Raw genomic sequence first — 21,485 nt, 5'->3', positions numbered from 1 at the left:
TAAAATTTTAAGGCGATACCGTTTCCTACAAGCTATTACACCGATCAGGAAAAAGTTTTTCCTATAGTATCATATTGGATTAAATACCGATAATTTCCGGGGGTTGCTTATACCAAGTTGTGTTCTTGCCATGTTAATCCCGTTGTTACTCGCCTTGGAAGAATAAGATGATTGCAAAGCTTAGTGTTCAGTGCTTAGTGTTCAGTGTTGTGCAGGAAGCGTAAAGTAAAACGTACTTCCCACTCCAGGCGATGACTCTACCCCAATCTGTCCCCCGTGATTTTCCACAATCTTCTTGCAGGTGGCTAGACCAATACCAGTGCCAGGATAGTCTTGATTGCTGTGCAGACGCTGAAATATCTCAAAGATATGCGATCGCTGATCGGGCTCCATGCCAATGCCATTGTCATGCACCCCAAACAGCCAGTAGTTACCATCATGCTCTAAACTATTCCGCTTATTCTCGTCAAACCCAGTTGCATTGATACTAGAAACTCTTCCTACTTCTGCCAATATCCCATGGTTGGTATCCCTGGATTCGAGCATCCCCGTATCTTGGCCACCAAAAACATCACCAAAAACATCACTTTTGTCTACGGGCTTTACTGAAACCTTGACTTGGGGGGATGTCCCTGGTGCTTGAAATTTAATAGCATTGCTGATCAGATTTTGAAATAGCTGGATTAGCTGTGTTTGACTAACATTGACAGTAGGTAAAGAATCATGGGTAATCAGGGCATTTTTCTCAGATATGGCAGCCTTTAAGTTATCTAAAACTTGCTCCAATACAATATTGCAATCGGTTGATGTGATTTCTTGGGAGTCGGCTCCAACCTTCGCATAAACTAGTAACTCCTGCATAAACGTTTTCATCCGAAGGCTGGAATCTCGAATCTTCCTAATGTATCCCTCACCCTTGATGTCGAGCCTGTCCTGGTAATTGATGTTGAGCATATCAGTATGCAAGATAATGCTTTGCAGAGGTTGGTTCAGGTCATGGCAGAGAACATGGGCAAATTGTTCTAGTTCGCGGTTAGAGCGTTCTAACTCCTGATTAGTGGTTTCGAGGGCTAAATTTTTTGCCCAGAGTTGCTTTTGCAACCTCTGAATCGTTAGTTGATTTTCTACACGAGCTAAAACCTCTTGAACCTGGAAGGGTTTGCTGATGTAGTCTACACCACCCACTTCAAAGGCTTTTACCTTGTCGATCACTTCATTGAGAGCGCTCAAGAAAATTACTGGAATATGGCGGGTTGACTCGGAAGCTTTCAGCCTTTGACAGACTTCATAACCATTCATATCTGGCATTTTAATGTCCAGCAAAATTAGATCTGGCAATACTGAGTGGGCTACTCTGAGGGCCATGGAACCGTTAATCACGCCTCGAACGTCATACCCTTGCTCGGTCAGGGTGTCAGACAAAAGATGCAGATTCTCGGGTATATCATCAACAACTAAAATGTTCCCTTTAGGGGTCTTAATTTGAGTGATATCTAATGGTGTCTTAGTTTGAGTAATAGTCATGATATAGCTGGTTCAGTTAAATCAATGATTTTGTCGCAACGAAAATTTCGCACCAAATCCGTCAGTGCGATCGCAACCGGATCATGTTCGGAAGGGATTTGCTCGATTAGCTGGAAAATCCGCTGATTATTAACTTCGTTAGCTGCCTGGTAGAGCTGTGCAACCCACTCAGCAGGCATCACAGCTAGAGCTTCCCGGGTCAGCGCTTCAGTTGCTGATTTTTGAGGTGAGGTGGCTGAAGTTTCCTCTTCATAGACATAACGTACTCCGAGATAGTGAGCCATTGTTTCAAAAATCTCTTCCTCCCGGAAAGGTTTACGGACAAAATCGTCACAACCAGCGGACAAGATAACCGCTCGTTCTTCAATAAATGCACTAGCAGTCAGAGCAATAATAACCGTCGCTTGACCCTTCAAATGGGCTTTGATCTGTTTAGTAGCCTCGTAGCCATCCATTACTGGCATCCGCATATCCATCCAGATCAAATGGGGTTCCCAACTCGACCACAGCGCTACCCCTTCTTTACCATTCTCGGCTTCACGAACCTCGAATCCCAGTGGCTCTAGCAGCTTGACTAGTAGTTTTCGACTCTCCCATTTATCTTCAACTACCAGGATGCGATACTTAGGTTGGTCAGGTGCTAACCCAATCACCGATCGGGTTGGGTGTTGTGTCTGAATGTCTGCACCTGCTCCAGCCAGACTAATCTGGATATCAAATGTAACGATTGTTCCTCCACCTAGAGGACTAGTAAGGGTGATATCCCCTCCCATCAACTTCACGAATTGTCGGCTAATGGACAAACCCAAACCAGTTCCTTGTTCAGATTTCCGACCGATTTCAGTTTGGACAAATGCTTCAAACAAGCTGTCAATCTCAGCTGGATCAAGACCAGGACCGGTATCTTCTATTTCAAAGGTGATTGTCTGTCCGGTAAGGGTTGCAGGTTGTTCGCCCTTGGCGGGTAGGTTAGTAGGTTGAAGGTTAGCAGGTTGAAGGTTAGCAGGTTGAAGGTTAGTAGGTTGAAGGTTAGCAGGTTGAAGGTTAGCAGGTTGAAGGTTAGCAGGTTGAAGGTTAGCAGGTTGAAGGTTAGTAGGTTGAAGGTTAGCAGGTTGAAGGTTAGCAGGTTGAAGGTTAGCAGGTTGAAGGTTAGTAGGTTGAAGGTTAGTAGGTTGAAGGTTAGTTGGAGTTGCCAGTTGCTGGTTATTGGGAAAACCTTGGCCAAAAGGCCACGCTTCAGCGTCGCCTACGGCGAAAGCGTGGCCTTCGGCCTCCGCTGCGCGAACGCGAACAACATTCAACCTGTCAACCTTCAACGGATCAGACCTGTCAACCTTCAACCTGTCAACCTTCAACGGATCAGACCTGTCAACCTTCAACGGATCAGACCTGTCAACCTTCAACCTGTCAACCTTCAACGGATCAGACCTGTCAACCTTCAACTTTTCATTGTTACGAACCACGCGCAAGGTTACACTGCCTTCTTGAGTAAACTTGATAGCGTTTCCCAGTAAATTAATCAAAACTTGGCGCAATTTTCCCTCATCTGTTTTCACATATCTAGGAAGCTCTGGCTCTCGGTAAAAAATAAGTTGTAAGCCTTTGGATGCGGCACGCAGTCGTAACATCTCTTCGAGACTATCCAGCAGACGATACAGGTCAAAGCTAGTTTCATTTAGAGTTATCTGACCTGCCTCGATTTTGGACATTTCTAAAATGTCATTGATCAAGTTCAGTAAATGCTCACCACTGCGACTAATGATTGCTAGATATTCCTGATGTTCCTGATTCAGTGATGAGTCACGGTTCATCAATTGGGTGAATCCTAGGATGGCATTGAGGGGGGTGCGCAGTTCATGACTCATATTGGCAAGAAATTCGCTTTTGGCTTTGTTAGCTTCTTCAGACTTATTCCGCGCTTTTTCGGCTTCTTTCATACTTTCAGCAAGTTGTACAGTACGTTCTTCTACCCTAGCTTCTAAGTCCTCATTAAGTTGCTGCAAGACCCGGGAGGCTTGTTTGCGCTGGGTAATGTCATGAAAGAACACTGAAAGACCATTAATACCTGGATAAGCTTTCACGTCAAACCAACGTTTGGTCGGTGGATAGTATTCTTCAAAGGTGACAACAACCTGTGCAGCAACAGCCCGATGACACTCCTGGTAAAACTTGGAGCCAAAGACTCCGGAAAACACCTCCTCCAAATTCTGATTCAGAAGCTGTTCGGGTTGACTCTGTAGCATTTGGAAAGCTTGGGGATTAAGATAAGTAATCTGCCACTGGTCGTTTAGGGCAATAAAGGCATCCGTGATACTTTCGAGAATGTTGATGGTACGACGGTTGGCTTTTACCAACTTGTTGATAATTAAGTAGGCAATCCAAGCCAACAAAATCAACAACAAACTATAGGCATATAAACGATAAGTATTAGCTGTATCAATAGCTTGGTTATAGTAGATGTTATAGACGTAATCCAGTTCTTCGTTTAACTGCTTGGTAGGGAGCTGTAGCAGCTGCTGGGTCAGTTCATCTACCTGAGGTTTATTGCTCATAATTTTTCGGGTATGGCTGAGGGCTAGATCGATAAATTCTTCATCTTTACCAAAATCATTTTGGTCTTTGATATCCAACAGCATATCCATATTGTCATTGATCAGCGCTTCTAATTCCTGATCAGAGTTTAGGTTGTAAAGCAGGATATTTTTCAGCAGTTCATCGAGAGTAAATTCTAAATAATGGTTTCTGGTTTTATTGTAAGTGCTATTGACCAGATCTTTAGTGAGAAATGGCAAGTAAATAAGGGAGTTTTTTAGAATGGAATTATGGAATTTTAATCTTTCAATTAACCTTTCTTTTTCATTGATTAATTCTAAGTTATTTTGAAGAATTTTATTGAGTTTTTTTCTCCCATCATGATTAATAAATGTCGGAATACTCTTAAGCTTGTTTTGGGTATTTTTTAGTTGATACAAATGCTTGAAAAATGGATCATAATAGGTTAAGAGATCGGATCGAGATTTGAGAATATCCTGATTTAATATTACATCTATCTCCTTTTGTTGATTTAAATTATTTTTATACTGTTGGTGTTCTTCAACCTTAATTGGTAGACTTTTCTTCACCAAAAAAGCCAAGATAAAAACAGCAGCCAAGGTATTTATGAGCTTTAGCACTTGAGTTGTGTTCACAATGGTTTTCCTTGATACTCGCCTGTGAGAGTTTTCAGGAACTTGACAATCAAACCAATATCGTTTGGCGACAGTCGGCGTCCCAATTCATATTTGCCCATTATCGTCACAGCTTCTTCAAGAGTTTCAGCTGAACCGTCGTGAAAATATGGTGATGTTAGAGCAACGTTGCGCAAACTGGGAACCTTAAATACATAACGATCACGTTCATTGCCAGTGACATTAAAGCGTCCCAAATCAGCTTTGGTAAGCTTACCGCGATCTTTAAAGTAATCTCCAAACAGACCAAAAGCCTGGAACATATTACTGCCGACATTGACTCCTTGGTGACAGCTAACACAGCCATAGGCTTTAAATAGACGATAGCCTTCTTGTTCTGAGGAGGAGAGGGCATTTTTATGGCCGCGCAGAAATTGGTCAAAGCGTGAGTTGGGAGTGTACAGCGATCTTTCAAAAGTAGCGATCGCATCCTTGATATTGTCGCTGTTGATACCATCTTTATAGAGTTGGTTAAATAGTGAGACATACTCAGGGGATTGCTTGAGCTTACTGAAGATTTCTTGCCAATTAGAACCCATTTCATGCTCTGCATGGATTGGTCTATCAATCTGTTCCTCTAGGGTTTCAACGCTTCCATCCCAATGTTGCTTAAAATTGAATCCACTGTTGAAGACTGTGGGTGCATTGATCAAGCCCATCCTATTGTTGATCCCAATTGAACGCACCATTTGGTCTGTACCACCGGTATTTAGATTGTGGCAGCTAGCACAGGAGATAGTGTTATCCTGTGACAGTTGGGGGTCATGAAAAAGCCTCTTGCCCAGTTTAACCTTGTCTTTGTTTAATTCTACTTTTAGTGGAATTGGCTGAATTGGTTCATCAAATAAAATACTATATTCCGATGGTTTTATCATATAGTTTATTGATTCATATGGTAGTTTATTGTGATTTTTTATTAAAATTAAAACTATAGTAATTACTAGCAAAAAGCACATAAATATATTAAAGTTTATATCACTAGTATTCTTCTTAGGATAAACCATTTAATAAAAAGTTTTTATTATTATTGTTATAATAAAGTTTTTTAGTATCCATGGATCACAATCGATTATCCCAATTAAAAAAACTATTGCTACACATTAATTTACTTGTTTGTCTTAGGCGTCCCTTGTAGGGTAGTTTGTTCGCGTAGCGTGGCCGAAAGGCCAAGGTTACGAAGATCATCGACTAAACGATTAACCTAGACCTGTTAACCATCTGTAGCTCGAATAAATGAAATTGGTATTAGTTAGTATGACCCTATTTGAAGTTCATCAAATCACAGAAGCACAAGTCAACCGTAATATTACTGACAATTCGTCATTTGTAATTCATAATTCAGGATAAATTACCGATTATACCCAATCGGTTTAACTAATTATCATATCTCTTATAGGTTAATTAGTACTTGGTAATTAGTACTTGGTAATTAGTACTTGGTAATTTACGATTCAGCATTAGGGATTGCCCATTACCAAAACAGGGACTATTTAGTAAGTGATTATTAGTCAGTGATTAACTGGACTTGATCTAACGACTAACGACTAACCACTAACCACTTTTAAAAAAATTACCCGGACTGACTATAATTTTCCTGGTAGAGATTAGGCGAGATCCGAACAAACCTATATCCGATTTTTTTATGGAAACATCTGAATATACTCAGCTCAAGCCATTTGTCCAAGCTCGTGAGTACTTTGAAGAAATTCTTAATTGGCTCTGTTCTGAGGAAGCGTACCGTCTCACCTATTACCAGATAGAAGAAAACCTCTGGATCAATGGTATGGAACTGTTGCGGCAACTGCTACAAGGTTATCTGGATTGGCGGGGAGACAATCAGCCAGAAGCACTATATCCAAGAAGGCAGGGTAGGTACTCTACCCAGGTCAATCCCCAGCCTGGAAGTGATTGGGGTATTGTCCAAGATAGGGATAATTTGTACTCCGATGCAAGAGGGGGAACAGAGGACATCAGAGGAGAAAGGGGAGGTAAACAATTGTCATCTTATCCCACCAGTAGGCAACCCAGCCTAAGGACTATCTTCGGAACAGTTAGACTGAATCGTTTTAATGCTAGTTCCCAGAGAAACTCACCTCCGGATAATTCCCCACTCAACGTTTACCCACACGGGTACTGTCAGGTGAGCGGTATTCCTTTAGCATCAGAGGTGGACACCAGTTGCTCCGACCCCACTATCCTAGCCCAACCCCAGGCAAAAGCTGCTGGAGTTTCTCAGGAACAACAGAAAGGATTTTCCATAACAGAGATGGGAACTTGGTTTAGACGCCAGTGGTGGCTTAAGCACAATAGTTATCAATCCGTATGGCAACCAAGGCGTTCTGTTCCCCGGTTGTTAATTAGTGGCACCATTGCGCTAGTGGGAACAGCAGCTTTCACAAGTTATTGGGTGGTTCGGAGTTTGATTCTTGAGAGTCTCAAGGATAATGCTGAATTGAAGGTCAAGATGGCGGGACATCAAATTGATGAATGGCTGGCGGCTCTGATGGCGAAGGTGGAAACGATTGCGAATACTCCCGAAGTTCGGTCTTTGGAGTGGGAGGTTGCCCAACCCTATCTGCAATTCGAGCAAGAACGATTACCCGATTTTCATATGTTTGTCATGGCTAAGGGGAATGGCTCTTACTACACCAGTCGTGCAGGTTTTATTGAGGGGAAGAATCTTAGCGATCGCACTCACTTTCAACGAGCGATGCAAGGAGAAACCTTTGTGGATAATCCGGTGGTCTCTCGTTCTACTGGTATTCGCCAAGTCAATATTGCGGCTCCTATCTGGTCAGTTCCCCCCAACAATGACACGGAAATTACTCCAGAAAACCTGGCTGTGGGCAACCTAACCAACGAGGATGTGGAACTGGGGGATGTAACCGAAGCAAAACCAGGGGAGTTGGCTGGTCCATTTTCTTTCCCCATGGGAGAATTTGCTGGACCGGTTTCCCTAGACCGACTGTCAGAGGTGATTACCAATACTACCTTGGGAGAAGGGAGTTATGCCTTTGCTTTGGACTCAGAAGGAGTACCCATTGCCCATCCAGACCCAAAGGTAATTCAATTTGCTAGGAGTTTTTTAGACTCCCGTGACCCCAATCTCAAGCAAATTGCTCAAGAGATGATGGAGGCTAGGAAAATAGCCAACCCGCAAGATTCGGTAAGGCTACTGGAACTGGATGGTCAGTGGGTGTATGTTACCTATGCTCCTCTGCAACACGCGGATTGGTCTGTGGCTTTGGTGATTCCCCGGGCTAATGTGGAGCGACAACTCAATTCTCTCAATCTGCTGGCATCGGTGTTGGGAGTGATGCTGATCATCGCCATGGTTATTGCTTTACTACAGATTCAAACTTTCGAGCAGACCAACGCCAGGGCTCAGCAGGAGGCGCTGCTGAATCGGCTTACTACTCGTATTCGTGAATCTCTGGATTTGGAAACAACTGTGCAAACTACTGTCAATGAAATTGCTAGCCTCTTGCGTCTCGACCGAGTGACTTTTGGCTGGTATCACCAAGAGCAACAATGCTTGGAAATTCTGTGTGAACATCGAAAAGCTGATTTACCGTCCCAAGTGGGATTAATACGTATCAAGTCTTGTAATGATTTATGCGATCGCTTAAGCCAAGGACAGATGGTTCAGTTCCATGATAGTGGTGATAAACTCATCTACTGCCAGACAGGGAACTATCTGGCGTTACCAGTCATGATTCGGGGGTTGCATCCTCCTGGCTATTTAATTTGTATGCGCCGCAAGCCTTGGAGCTGTAGTGATTTGGAATTGGAGCTACTACAAGCGGTGAGCAATCAGTTAGCGATCGCCATCAACCAGGCACATTTATACACCACTACTCAAGAACAGTACAGAATTGTCAGTGAACAAGCTCAGTGCCTCAAAACCACCACGACTCAATTACAGCATACTCTGGCTTATGTGGATGCGATGATTAGAAGCTTAGCCGATGGATTACTGGTAACAGATACCAAGGGCAAAATTACTCGCATCAATCCAGCTTTGGTGAGCTTGTTTGATTTGGAGGAAATCGAGTTAATCGGTCAAGGGTGTCAGGGAGTGTTGGGGAATGCGATCGCAAACCTAGTCACTCTTACCAAGACTAACCCTCAACAAGTCTTTACCGCTGAAGTAGAACTGACCAATCAACGGATTGGCAAAGCCGTAGCCACTGCTATTCTAAAAGATACTAAGGCGACAGATAATCCTAATAGTCAGGATGGCTTTATGGGTTCGGTGATTCTGATCCGAGATATTACCTTTGAAAAAGAAGTAGACCGGATGAAAACAGACTTTATTTCCACAGTTTCCCATGAATTGAGGACTCCCCTAACCTCAGTCATGGGTTTTGCCAAACTGATTCAGAAAAAACTGGAAAAAACCCTATTTCCCTTAATTTATACCAATGACCACAAGATTCAGCGCACCCTGAAGCAAGTGTCAGAAAATGTTAACATTATTATCTCCGAAGGGGAGCGTCTTAAAGCTTTGATCAATGATGTCCTGGATCTGGCTAAGCTAGAAGCTGGTCGAGTAGAGTGGAAAATGCAACCCCTCTCAGTTGTAGATGTCCTAGAACGAGCAATCATTGCTACGACTGCTCTGTTTGAACAGAATGATGTGGAATTAATTAAGAGTATAGACGAGGGCTTCCCTCAGATAATTGGTGACCGAGACCGACTAATTCAGGTGGTGATTAATCTAATCTCTAATGCAGCTAAGTTTACGGATAAAGGGTTTGTATACTGTAAAGTAAGGCGAACTGGTTCAGAGATTACCGTTAGTATCATTGATAGCGGTATAGGCATTTCTGAAGCCGAGCAGACGCTGATCTTTGAAAAATTCAAACAGGCGGGTAATACTCTAACTGAAAAACCTCAAGGTACCGGCTTAGGACTCCCTATTTGTAAGGAAATTGTGGAACATCATGGAGGAAAAATTTGGGTCGAAAGCGAACTGGGCAAAGGGAGTAACTTCTCCTTTAGGTTACCCATCCCCGTTGAGTCTGAACCTGGAGTAAAAACCATAGCTGCTGAAACCCTGCTCACCCAACTCCACTCATCCATGACCACCTCGACAATTATCAGAAATTCGAGGAAGAAAACCATTCTGATTGTGGATGATGAAGCTCCAATTCGAGAGCTACTCAAGCAGCATCTTAGAGCAGAAGGTTACAGGATTCAGGAAGCGAAAGATGGTTGGGAAGCAATTCAACAGATCAAACAAGAACCTCCTGATCTAATTATCTTGGATGTAATGATGCCGAGAATGAATGGGTTTGATACAGCAGCGGTGGTTAAAAATGACTTGGACAGTATGGATATTCCGATTATCATTTTGTCTATCACTGAAGATCAACATGCTCTAGGAGTTGAGCGATGTTTGAGCAAACCGATTAATCTCGAAGAACTGCTCAAAGAGGTTGTTCGACTGACCTCTCAAGAAAAGCCTACTAAGCAAGTTTTGATAGTGAAGGAAAATCTCCCTCAAGCTGAAATGATTACTCAGGCATTACGGAAAAGAGGAATCGGGATAATTTCTGCCCGAAATGGTCAAGATTGTATTTCTATAGCAATTTCATTAAAACCTGATATAATTCTGGTTAACTCAGGGATTGCGAAAGAACAAGCATTGGTTAAAAAGGTGCGTTTTGAACAGGGATTAGCTACGACATTTTTTGTATTCTTAGATGATTAATACTAAAGTATTACATGCATGGCTGCTATTAAACTTAAAAAAATAATTGTCCAAAAAGACATCTCGTCACTGCTCAATAACCTGATAACTTCCCTGGGAGGAGATATTAGTATTCAAGATATTGATGAGCAACTGTTATTGGGAGATGAGCCTGATTATTCATCTTGCAAATACAAGATAGACCTGAAAGGAACTACTTTAGGGTGGGTCAGGGGAGGAGAGAATGCTCGTCCTATTGCTGCTCTACTCAATTATTTAGCGAATCGAGAACTAGAACGCCGCGCAATTGCTATAGAAACCTTAGAAAACTATCGAGAAATAAACTTACTCTACAATCTATCGGCGAAATTAACTGCCAACTTAATGCCTCAAGACGTTGCTCAAATTGTGATTAATCAAACTAGGGAATTAATTCCAGTAAATCGGGGATTTCTCTTTTTGCTAGACCAAGACCAATCCCAACTGGAAGTACTGGCTAGCTTTGATCCAAAAATGGGGGATAGACCCCACAAGCAATCGATAGCAGGTATTGTTCGCAGTGTGATTATGACTGGTGTAGGAGAAATCGTTAACGATGTCTCATCGGATCCCAGGTTTGTGCCATCTGATTATCCGATCAGTTCCCTAATGTGTGTCCCACTCAAGACCAAAGATCAGGTAATTGGTGTGATTGAGCTCAGTAGTGAAAAACCTGTAGACTATACAGCCAGGGATTTGAAATTGATCAGTGCTTTAGCATCTCAAGCCACATCAGCCATATCTAATGCTATCCTCTATGAGAATATGCTTCGAGAAGAACGGGTGAGGAGTACTTTGAATCGATACTTTTAAGGTAACTTACAATAGTAGCACAAAGTATGGCATCTGTCAGTCTCAAAAAAATTATTTCTAAGCCAAAAGCGCTAGGGGTCATAAGTCAACTGATTGACGCCATAGACACCGTTGTCCAGATTGAGGATATCTACGGAAAGCTGCTGTTGGACAATCCTAGGAAAATTTCGGTATTGGGAGATTGTAACTTAGCTAATAAATATCCCGTTGAAGCAAGAGGTCAGGTGATTGGCTGGGTCAAGGGGGATCAGAAAGCGATCCCAATTAAAGAACTCCTGAATTATTTGGCTAATCAAGAATTAGAAAAAAAAGATCTAGGCAGTGCTATCTTAGATCAATACCGAGAAATTAATTTACTTTATAGAGTTTCGGAACGGATTCCATCCTGTTTAGAGCTATCCGCTATTGCTCAGCTTTTCCTAGATGAAGCGAGAAGACTGATTCCAGGAGATTGTGGTTCAGTCTTGTTAATTAATTCCGAAACTGATCAACTAGATATAATCTCAGCCTTTGGCAAACAGTATAATCCAAAAGATTTTTTTCAGCTGAGCAATAGTAATACAGAGAATGGGCTAGGAATTGGTAAGGCTGAGATTGTAAATCAGGTTCAAGATGATCCCAGGTTTATTGCTACTGTGAAGTCCATAAACTCTCTGGTTTGTGCTCCTCTAAAAACCCAAAAGGGTCTGCTGGGGGTGATTAACTTTTGTAGTGAAAAACCGGTTAATTATACAGCTCAAGACTTGAAATTTTTAACGATTCTTGGAGCTCAAGCAGCAGGAGCTATTGAAAATGCTTTGCTCCATAGAAATAAACTACAGGAGGAGCGGATTAAAAGCCGACTGGAACGCTATATTCCTTCCCAACTTGTCCAAGCCATTATTGATGCCAAGGGCAATATCTCTCTGACTCCAGCCAAAAAGCCTATTACTATATTGTTCTCTGATATTCGGAATTTCACAACTCGGTGTGAAGAATTAGAAGCCCATAAAATTGTTGAATACCTGAACGAATATTTTACCTCCATGGTGGATGTCATTTTCAGCCATGACGGAACAGTCAATAAATTTGTGGGGGATATGATTGTGGCTATGTTTGGTGCCCCCTCTAAGCTAGAGGATAATCAGGGACAAGCGATCGCAGCTGCTATTGCTATGCAACATCAACTTAAAACTATGCCTACCCCCTGGATCCGGGAGAATTTTCTAACCGGTATTGGGATTAGTTCAGGAGAAGTCGTGGTGGGAAACATTGGTTCTCCTCAGCATATGGACTATACAGCCATTGGTGATGAAGTCAATATCGCTGCCAGATTACAAGCTATGGCCAACGGGGGTCAGATCCTCGTCAGTGGTAGTGTCTATGAAGCGACCAAGCACCAGTATACCTATCGGGAATTGGGTCAGGTTTCAATCAAGGGAAAACGGCAAACAGTAGATGTATTTGAGCTGATTAACTGATACCTGATATAGCATTTTTATTTGAGTTGTGAATATAGTCCTTAGAGAAAGGCAAGAGGCAAGAGGCAAGAGGCAAGAGGCAATAATTAATCAACTATATAGGGATTTTTGGTAGCGATGCAATTAGGCAAAAAATCTAATAATATTCCCACACTTCCCACACTTCCCACACTTCCCACACTTCCCACACTTCCCCTTCTGTTTTACAACTATGAGATGCACCCCCGATCTTCCTACTCCTAGTTGCTGCCTGGGACATTTTCTGTGTTCAAGTTCTGATTTTTTGCGATCTTTTCCAACAGACATTCCCAAAAATGATTGCTTAAACTATTCACATGTCCTGCCGTACTAGAAGCCTTATTGATGAATCTATTGAAACCTGAGAGCCTTCCCCCTGCTCTAAGTCAGGGTGTCATCTTCCAGAATCTGGTTGCTGAACAGAAGCTATTCTACCAGGGAAATTCCGCATCGTCTTTTTTTGTAGTGGAAACAGGGCGATTCAAACTTGTTCACTACACTCAATCAGGGAAAATGGTTACACTCCAGGTGGTTAGAGCCGGTGAGAGCTTAGCTGAAAGTGCTCTTTTCTCAACGGTCTATCCTTACACAGCAATTGCTAAGGTAGCTTCACGAGTAATTGTTTATCCCAAGCAACGTCTTTTGTCAAGCCTTTGCCTTTATCCTGAGTTGGCAGAGAATTTCATGACCATTTTGGTTAGACACATTCACTCCCTCAGAGTCCGTTTAGAGTGGCGAGAAATTCGGACTGCTCACGAGCGGGTACTTCAATATCTACACTACTTAGCTCAGTTCCGTAATCAAACCGTTCTCAGCTTAGACCAACCCTTCAAAGAAATTGCTGCTGAGCTAGGTTTGACTCCCGAAACCGTATCACGAGCTTTGATGCAACTGGAGAAAACAGGAGCAATTACTCGTAAAAGGCGTTTGATTACCTTAATTTAAAATTGAAACTTGAAAATTTAAAATGGTTAATTGTCAAGAGTCAATTAACCATTAAGCATTAACCCTTGCCGTGAATATGAAGTGATTCACGGGACGAGCTATTACCTGTCCAAAACTTGATTTGAATCAAGTAAGTCTAATTTGTTTCTAATTTTTATCCTTGACTAATAATTTATAATTGCTTACTCTAACACTTGATTTTAATCAAGCAAGTCTAACTTTTTTCTAATTTGTTTCTAATTTTTAGTCAAGTCTAAAAACTTATAGTTAATATCAAGTCCGGTTAAACACTCATCCAAGCAGGTAGTAGTTACAACTGTTTACTCATAGTTAATTGTTGATGGTAACGTCCATTAATTCCCATTAATTCCCCTTAAATACCATTAACAATTAACGATTAACAATTAACGATTTACCTGAATAAAACCTGATTAACCGAGATCTTGCACCATTGTCATTGTCTTGATGCAGTCGCTCATGGGGGAAACCACGCCAGTTGCTCATGGTTAGAAGTTACCGTCAGACAGTTGAGCCTTAATCAATAAGTTTTACCCCTTTTCTGCATAGCCTACCAACCATAAAGGCTCAACTGTCTAAGGTTTCGTCTCCGGGGGGAACCCCCAAGACCGCACTGGCTCCCCAAGACCGCGCTGCATCGCTAATCGTAGGGTGGGCAGTGCCTACGCGCTTTGCAAGCTTCATTATCTGTCTGGTGCACTGCCCACCCTACATCAACCAAGCTTATTGAGAATGGTGCAAGATGTGAGATTAACCGGACTATTACCTGTTAGACCAAATTCAAGCTAAAACAAGGAGAGAATTAAATGGCAGCAACATTAAGTCCAGGTAGCACAGCTCCGCTATTTATAAGCGATTTTGAGGGTGCAATGTTTTTTGATAGCCCTCAAGAGGGTGGAGGTGTATTCGCCGTAGGACAAGAAGATCAAACTAACATTTTTATTTTTGGCGACGGTAATGATGTAGCAGCTGGCGGCGATGAAGTAGATATAATCATGGCTGGAGCAGGAGACGATAACATCCAAGGTGCTGGAGGAACTGACTTTGTCTTCGGCGGTCTCGGAGATGATATTGTTCGAGGCGGCTTAGGAGATGATGTTGTTGTTGGCAATGAAGGATCCGATGTTCTGATCAGTGGCGGCGGCAGCGATATCTACGAGTTTTTCGCAGATCAGTTCTTAGAAGGAGACTTGGATATTATCCTCGACTTCGAGGTAGGAAGTGATGCGATCGTAGTTGTAGGCAGCACTGATGTAAGTTACGATGCCTTCACGGGCTTTTTATCGGTTGATGGATCGGAAGTTGCAGTAGTGAACTACCCCAACTTACTTCGTTGTTCGCGTAGCGTCGGCGAACGCCGAAGTTGGGGCTTCCAGTTTCACGGAAGAATGCCGAAGGTGCGCTTTCCGTAGGCGAATTAAATTCGCCACGGTTCGCACCTCAACTTGGACGGACGTCCACGTCTTGGTCTTACTTCTTCTCCACTGGCGTTGACCTCCCCCGTCCCAGAGGAGGATAGCATTCTGATTCCTTCTGCTCTAATATTCTTTGCCGCATTACCGTCTCTGTCGTGATGAGTTCCACAACTTGGACAAGTCCAAGCCCTTACATCAAGCGGCAACTCCTTGATTTGGTAATGACAATTAGAGCAGGTTTTAGAGCTGGGGAACCACCGATTTATCTCGACCATGACTTTTCCGTCTTTTTCACATTTATAATACAAAAAGTTGACAAAGATTCCCCAGCCTATATCAGATATTGCTTTAGCTAATTTGTGGTTACGAACCATGCCCTTGACATTTAGGTTCTCTACTACTACCACTTGATTATGATCAACTATCTTCCTGGATAGTTTATGTAGGTAGTCTTGGCGGACATTTCCAATCCGTTCGTATACCTTAGCTACAATCTTTCTAGCTTTCTTGCGACCATTACTGCCCTTCTTCTTCCGAGCAGCAATACGTTGCTTTTTGGCTAGTTTTCGTTGATACTTGGCTAAGTGCTTTGGGTTCCCAAATTTAGAGGTCTTTTCGCCATCGTAGGTAATAGCAAAATCCTTGATACCCAAATCAATCCCAATAACCTTTCCCTCTGTGGAAGGTCGTACATCATCCGAATCGTACTCCATCAACACAGAAGCGTAGTATTTCCCAGACGGGGTTTTGCTGACGGTTACAGTTTTGATCGTTCCGTCTAGCGGTCGGTGAATTATTGCTTTAACAACACCGAGTTTTCCGGGAAATTTAAAACAATCACCTACCTGTTTCACATACTGTGGGTACTGGATTGATTGACGGTGATGATATGACTTGAACCTAGGATACTTAGCTCTACCCTCAAAAAAGTTTTGATACGCACGACTAAGGTTGAGACTTACAGATTGTAAAACCTGAGAGTAACAGTCTTTTAGCCATTCGGTTTTCTCATCTTTTTTGAGCTTTGGCAACATAGCATTGAGTGCAGAACGAGACAACCCTTTGCCGGTCTCTTTGTAAGTTTCTATGCATTGATTTAGCGCATAATTCCACCACCAACGAGCACAGCCAAAGTGCTGAGCAAGTATATGAATTTGCTCTTGTGTGGGGTAAATCCTTATTTTGACGGCTTGATGTCTCACTGTTTCTACACTTATCTATCGACCTTCTATCATTATATATATTTTGCGGTAATTCGTCAAGTCATCGCTAAATATTTGTTCGCGTAGCGTGGCCTACGGCCAGGAATCTATCCATCCCCATCCCTATGCACGGGTGGGGATGGATAGACCCCTCAAACTCCCCGATCAGTTAAACAGTGAAAAGACTGTTTAACTGATCAGGTTTTTATACAGGGTATTAGGGACTCGCGGAAAAAAAAAATCCCCTAGAATAAGTAAAGCATCAGCAGATGTTGTGTGCTCAGCGATGTATAACTCTAGTCTAGAACGATGCTCTGAGAAATGGAATTAAGTGAAAAGGTAAAATCAACCATACTGGATGCAGCCAAGAAACTAACAGGTCATCGCAAGCGAGCCTTCATGGCTAAGGTGAGTGAAGATTATCTTGGGGGTAATGCCCGCAAAACAGAAAGAGTGTTTGGTTGGAACCGCACAAGGGTACAATTAGGTTTGCATGAGCAGCGAAGTGGATTGATATGTGTGGATAATCATCGAGCCAAAGGTAGAAAGAAAAGCGCGAAAAACCTGCCTAACCTAAAAGCAGATATTCGTGCTTTAGTAGATGCTCAAGCGCAAGCAGACCCCAAATTGAAATCGACATTTTGCGTTTGCACAATCAGTGCAAGGGCAGTCAGGGAAGCGCTCATGAGTGAAAAGGGATATACCGATGAAGAGTTACCAACTCGTCAAACAATGGGAGAAATTCTGAATCGACTGGGGTATCGCTTAAAAAAACCCAAAAGACAAAACCTGTGAAAAAGATTGCTCAGACCGATGCCATCTTTGAGAACGTATTCCGCGAAAATCAACGTTGAGATCACAATCCCAAGTCATTGCGTATCTCAATCGATAGCAAAGCCAAAGTCAAAGTGGGGAATTTATCACGAGGTGGCAAAGCCAGAACATTAGAAGCTAAACAAGCAGACGACCATGATACTGAGTGGACATCTGTGATGACTCCATTTGGTATTCTCAATACCCAAACTGACCAGCTCTCGATTTACATGGGGCAATCGGCTGAAACCAGCGACTTTATTGTTGATTGTATCATGGCATGGTGGAATGACAATCAATTCCAACCGACTCAATTCGACGAATTAGTGATTAATCTAGATGGAGGCAGTGCCACCCGCAGCAACCGCACCCAATTTATCAAGGGCATGGTTGAATGGTCTCGGGCAATTGCAACCCGCATCCGCTTGATTTACTACCCTCCCTATCACAGCAAGTACAATCCGATTGAGCGGTGTTGGGCTGCGTTGGAGAACTATTGGAATGGCGCAATTCTAGACTCGGTTGAAGCTGTTGTCCAATGGGCTACAAACATGAGTTGGAAGGGCTGCACACCAACTGTTCATTTAGTGGACACCATCTATGAAAAAGGGTTGAGACCTTTACCCTTCGAATTGGAATCCTATCAACTTTCTTGGTGTCGTTCTGACACATTACCCAAATGGGATATTACAATTGTCCCGACTTAGATGGGGATCTTATTTTCTTGCAAGTCCCTTATTAGCTTCCGGCAACTAGAACAACTCCAGTATGTCCCCATTGCCTTTTGGTGTGGGGACTTTTTTGTCGTACTTTAGCTACAGCGACTTTCACATCCTGTCCGCTTGAATAGTTATCTCTTATAAATTAATAAATGATTAAATACCCTAATGATTTACCAGCAAAGCATCCGGAATACCTGACTTGATCAAGTAAATTACTTGGTGTAGAAACAGGTAATGCTTTAGCCAGTAGACTACTCTATGACTAAAAAAATCTTGATCGTTGATGATGAACCTTATATGAGACTCCTGATCGAGCAAACCCTGGAAGACCTGGAAGATGAAGGGGTAGAATTACTCACCGCTGAGGATGGTGAAGATGCTCTAGAGCAAGTTAAGTCAGAGCAACCTAATCTGGTATTTCTGGATTTAATGATGCCGAAAATGAGTGGGTTTGATGTCTGTAATCAGATCAAAAATGTTCTGTGTATGAACGATGTTTATGTGATCATGCTAACGGCTAAGGGACAAGAGTTTGATAAACAAAAGGGCAAAGAAGTCGGCACAGATATGTACCTCACTAAACCCTTTGACCCTGATCAAGTCTTGGAAAAATCTCAAGAAATACTTGGTATAGCGCTACGCTTAGCGTCAGAAGTCAGAAGTAAGCTATGACTAAGTTTCGGAGTTTAGGAGCGATGCAGCAAGGGAACAGGGGGTTTCCCCCACTCGCGCTTTGCATGGCTGACAATGTCAAACTAAATGCGTAGTGCCATATCACCGCTACTAGCTGAAAGCAGGACAGATTTCCCTAGCCATCACCAATTTATCAAAAACTCATCTACTGTCCTGGGTTAAGTGGATAGCGGTATAACTAGAGCCATCATGCTTCAGCTTCTCAATTCACCGTAGGCACGGATCATGGCTTGAGTTCCCTGTTCACCTCCTGTACCACTGTCAAGTTGTTGAACAACTTTGAAAAGACGGTCAGCTAATTCAACTCCAGCCAAATCCAGACTAGAAGACTGGAGGCTTTCGAGTACAAGCCTGAGGTCTTTGACCATGTGCTTAATCATGAAACCAGGCTCAAAGTCAGACTCAGCCACTTGTTGCCCTAAGTTGGATAACGCCCATGACCCAGCAGCACCTGTGCTACAAACCTCAATAACTAAATTAGGGTCAATTCCTTGATGTTCTGCCAACTTCATTGCCTCGCATAGGGCTACCATATGGACAGAACAAAGCACCTGGTTGCACAGTTTAACTGCTTGACCGCTGCCCACCGGACCGCACAGGCGAATGGTTTTGCCAAGAATTTCCAGTAGGGGTTTACACTCCTCGAAGTCCTTCTGCTCGCCTCCAAGCATAATGGTTAGGGTACCATTTTTGGCTCCGATATCCCCACCGGAAACTGGTGCATCGAGAAAACGTAGGTTGTGCTTCTTTAGTTCCCCACTGATTTCCTGGGCTGCATTTGGTCCAATGGTGGTGAAATCCACAATTAGGGTACCGGGTTTGGCATACTCAGCCACTCCCTCAGCTCCCAGCATAACCGCTTCCACATCTGGGACATCCCCCAAGCAGGAAAAAATTATGTCAGCTGACTCGACAGCTTCCCGGATGGATGACACTACCTTGGCTCCAGCATCAGCAGCAATCTTGACTCCTGGACGATCGGGGGTGCGATTCCAAGCCATAGTGGGGTAATTACTGGTGGAGTAATCACTACGGGCAAGATTGGCTGCCATATATCCACCCATAACGCCGAGACCAAGAAAGGTAAGATTGCTGTTCATGCTGATTCGATTAAGTCCGCCTACTTTATTATTCTTACCTGAAAGAAGACGGCATTTTGAAAGCCCCTGTACTTTAGTCGGGGGATTAACAACGACTCGGCGAAACGGTAGTGGTACACAATTCGTGATTTTAGCTCCCGTTACCTTGACCAGACCAACGCCTACATCACTACATCTTTACCACTACTTTTTTTTTACACATATCTAAAGCTTGTTCAAAGGTAATTTTTGGAAAAATTTGTAGTTTCCCATCAACTGTAGCATCATAAATCTCTCTACCAGATCTATTAAAGTTAAATCGAGCCATATGATAGGCTAATTCAGAGCCTTCTAGATCTGGCAGATGCCATTCTTTATTCCCAAAATACCCAGGAGTAAAATGGTTTGGGTCATCTCCTTTTAGGAACTGTTTTTCGTTAGGATTACCTACAGCAGTAAAGTTATGATCGACTCCTATCAAGAAAATTCTCTTAAAGCCCATATAGAAGGCTAGCTGCATTGCTACATAAGTTACAGTGTATCCTTCGCAAATTAACTTCGATGCATCTGTCTGAAAAACGAAAGGACTACCTGCTGTAAATATTTTATAAATATGATCCCTTTTATCTACCACATTATCAGCGGCTCTAGCTGATAAAAAGGATGGACAGTTTAAATTTTCAAACTCTCTCGCGCTTTGCTCGACAACCAAATGGTTGACGGCAACATGATAGCTAATATTTAAATTTACTTTATCAAAAATTAAGTAGATTTTGTTTAAACCAAACGTATAATAATTATTCAGTAATGATAAATCAATTTTATTAAGGGAAGGACCATTACCAATAATAAAACAGTCCTCTTTTTTATTAATTTTTTTAAATTTTAAAAGGCGCTTAGACTCATTAAAGTACCATTGAAGGTACACTGGATCTGAGTAATTATTAAGATACTCAACAATTGAATCTCTTGCTACTCGTAATTTTTTTTTAAGCATAATCAATTCAGCCGTAAAAGGGCTAATTAGCTGGTTAACTAGTTTGGGCTTTAGATATGCGAATAAATCTTTATTGTTAACCTATATAGGATCGTGTAAACGTCCTCCAATGCCACCATCAACGCTTAAAGTTGCACCGGTTATGAAACTTGCTTCAGGCAAAGATAGAAACAATGCCACTTTTGCTACTTCTGCTGGTTCTGCAATCCGTCCTAAAGGATGCATTTGAGACAAATTCTCAAACTCTTCCTTCTTCCCTTCAAACCCAGCCATTAACATTGGTGTCGCTACTGCTGCTGGACAAATCGCGTTTACCCGGACTCTTTCCCTAAGATCCACTGCCATACTTCTAGTCAAACCGACCAAAGCTGCCTTACTGGTTGCATAACACACAAACCCAGGCTTGGTAAGGCTGGCGTGAATACTGGCAATATTTACTACTGAGCCGACCGCTTGTTCCAACTCCGGCAGGAATGCCTGAGTTAACACAAAAGGAGCTACCAAATTAACATCTAGTGTCTGATGCCAATCTTCTACTGTGAGTTGGTTTGTGGGCTTGAGGATTTGCACTGCTGCATTGTTAATCAGGGTAGTCAAACCTCTGCTTTGCAAGTGCGATCGCACTTGCTCAACAATTTCTGAACAATAAGCTGCATCACTGCACATTTTCTGCAAATTGCCGACAATCATAACATCGCAGGATGCAGCCGCTGAAACTACATCAAGACCAATCACAAAGTGATTAGCTTCTTTAAAAACCTGGCACAAAGCTTGCCCAATGCCACCCGCAGCTCCAGTAATTAAAGCAGTTTTCACGATCTCAAT

At 42.6% G+C, this 21,485-nt stretch carries 16 protein-coding genes; 8 read left to right on the top strand and 8 right to left on the bottom strand.

The annotated features are described in order from the left end of the window. Positions 1-201: 201 nt before the first annotated feature. Genes BJP34_RS29345 through BJP34_RS29335 form a run of 3 tightly spaced genes read right to left on the bottom strand, consistent with a single transcriptional unit; the run spans position 202 to position 5,626 of the window. Entirely contained in the window at positions 202-1,524 is a 1,323-nt protein-coding gene (locus tag BJP34_RS29345) for a response regulator (protein WP_083305406.1), read from the bottom strand. Continuing rightward, positions 1,521-4,712 (bottom strand): DAHL domain-containing protein, encoded by a 3,192-nt coding sequence (locus BJP34_RS47960; protein ID WP_070395394.1) that lies wholly within the window; start codon positions 4,710-4,712, stop codon positions 1,521-1,523. The genes BJP34_RS29345 and BJP34_RS47960 overlap by 4 nt, the downstream gene beginning before the upstream one ends. Next, on the bottom strand, positions 4,709-5,626 hold the full coding sequence (locus BJP34_RS29335) for a cytochrome-c peroxidase (protein ID WP_149031243.1): 918 nt from the start codon (positions 5,624-5,626) through the stop codon (positions 4,709-4,711). The genes BJP34_RS47960 and BJP34_RS29335 overlap by 4 nt, the downstream gene beginning before the upstream one ends. 767 nt (positions 5,627-6,393) lie before the next feature. Between BJP34_RS29335 and BJP34_RS29330 the strand changes: the two genes are divergently transcribed. Genes BJP34_RS29330 through BJP34_RS29320 form a run of 3 tightly spaced genes read left to right on the top strand, consistent with a single transcriptional unit; the run spans position 6,394 to position 12,758 of the window. Beyond that, a complete protein-coding gene (locus tag BJP34_RS29330; protein ID WP_070395392.1) occupies positions 6,394-10,467 on the top strand; it encodes an ATP-binding protein in 4,074 nt (1,357 codons plus the stop codon). Between the two features lie 18 nt (positions 10,468-10,485). Further along, entirely contained in the window at positions 10,486-11,298 is an 813-nt protein-coding gene (locus BJP34_RS29325) for a GAF domain-containing protein (RefSeq protein WP_070395391.1), read from the top strand. A gap of 26 nt (positions 11,299-11,324) precedes the next feature. Then, entirely contained in the window at positions 11,325-12,758 is a 1,434-nt protein-coding gene (locus BJP34_RS29320) for an adenylate/guanylate cyclase domain-containing protein (RefSeq protein WP_070395390.1), read from the top strand. Between the two features lie 136 nt (positions 12,759-12,894). Here BJP34_RS29320 and BJP34_RS49645 read toward each other — a convergent pair whose 3' ends face one another. Continuing rightward, entirely contained in the window at positions 12,895-13,017 is a 123-nt protein-coding gene (locus BJP34_RS49645; protein WP_267876409.1) for a hypothetical protein, read from the bottom strand. A 104-nt stretch (positions 13,018-13,121) separates the two neighbouring features. Between BJP34_RS49645 and BJP34_RS29315 the strand changes: the two genes are divergently transcribed. Together BJP34_RS29315 and BJP34_RS29310 are read left to right on the top strand one after the other, a co-directional pair. Next, positions 13,122-13,721, top strand: a complete 600-nt coding sequence (locus tag BJP34_RS29315) for a Crp/Fnr family transcriptional regulator (RefSeq protein ID WP_070395389.1) — start codon at positions 13,122-13,124, stop codon at positions 13,719-13,721. A gap of 824 nt (positions 13,722-14,545) precedes the next feature. After that, positions 14,546-15,151, top strand: a complete 606-nt coding sequence (locus BJP34_RS29310; protein ID WP_229424078.1) for a calcium-binding protein — start codon at positions 14,546-14,548, stop codon at positions 15,149-15,151. Positions 15,152-15,156: 5 nt separating this feature from the next. Here the strand turns inward: BJP34_RS29310 and BJP34_RS29305 are convergent, their stop codons facing one another. Continuing rightward, the gene (locus tag BJP34_RS29305; protein WP_070395388.1) at positions 15,157-16,356 is read right to left on the bottom strand and encodes an RNA-guided endonuclease InsQ/TnpB family protein; all 1,200 of its coding nucleotides are present in this window, start codon (positions 16,354-16,356) and stop codon (positions 15,157-15,159) included. Between the two features lie 321 nt (positions 16,357-16,677). Here BJP34_RS29305 and BJP34_RS41250 point away from each other — a divergent pair, with 321 nt between their 5' ends. The 3 genes from BJP34_RS41250 (at position 16,678) to BJP34_RS29290 (ending at position 18,563) form a co-directional block, all read left to right on the top strand. Then, positions 16,678-17,151, top strand: a complete 474-nt coding sequence (locus BJP34_RS41250) for a transposase (RefSeq protein ID WP_070395387.1) — start codon at positions 16,678-16,680, stop codon at positions 17,149-17,151. A 77-nt stretch (positions 17,152-17,228) separates the two neighbouring features. Beyond that, a complete protein-coding gene (locus tag BJP34_RS47955) occupies positions 17,229-17,876 on the top strand; it encodes an ISAzo13-like element transposase-related protein (protein WP_070395386.1) in 648 nt (215 codons plus the stop codon). A gap of 273 nt (positions 17,877-18,149) precedes the next feature. Continuing rightward, positions 18,150-18,563 carry a response regulator transcription factor gene (locus tag BJP34_RS29290; RefSeq protein ID WP_070395385.1) on the top strand — a complete coding sequence of 138 codons (414 nt, stop codon included), beginning with the start codon at positions 18,150-18,152 and terminating at the stop codon, positions 18,561-18,563. A 215-nt stretch (positions 18,564-18,778) separates the two neighbouring features. Here BJP34_RS29290 and BJP34_RS29285 read toward each other — a convergent pair whose 3' ends face one another. From BJP34_RS29285 to BJP34_RS29275, 3 genes are all read right to left on the bottom strand, one after another. Continuing rightward, positions 18,779-19,684 (bottom strand): NAD(P)-dependent oxidoreductase, encoded by a 906-nt coding sequence (locus BJP34_RS29285; protein WP_070395384.1) that lies wholly within the window; start codon positions 19,682-19,684, stop codon positions 18,779-18,781. 169 nt (positions 19,685-19,853) lie between these two features. Further along, positions 19,854-20,660 (bottom strand): 6-hydroxymethylpterin diphosphokinase MptE-like protein, encoded by an 807-nt coding sequence (locus BJP34_RS29280; protein WP_149031242.1) that lies wholly within the window; start codon positions 20,658-20,660, stop codon positions 19,854-19,856. A gap of 81 nt (positions 20,661-20,741) precedes the next feature. Then, positions 20,742-21,476, bottom strand: a complete 735-nt coding sequence (locus tag BJP34_RS29275) for an SDR family NAD(P)-dependent oxidoreductase (protein WP_202972039.1) — start codon at positions 21,474-21,476, stop codon at positions 20,742-20,744. Between the last annotated feature and the right edge of the window lie 9 nt (positions 21,477-21,485).

The organism is Moorena producens PAL-8-15-08-1 (genome assembly GCF_001767235.1).
GTDB lineage: Bacteria > Cyanobacteriota > Cyanobacteriia > Cyanobacteriales > Coleofasciculaceae > Moorena > Moorena producens_A.
The sequence above is the reverse complement of the archived record's forward strand: the minus strand, read 5'-3'. Positions and strand labels throughout refer to the sequence as shown.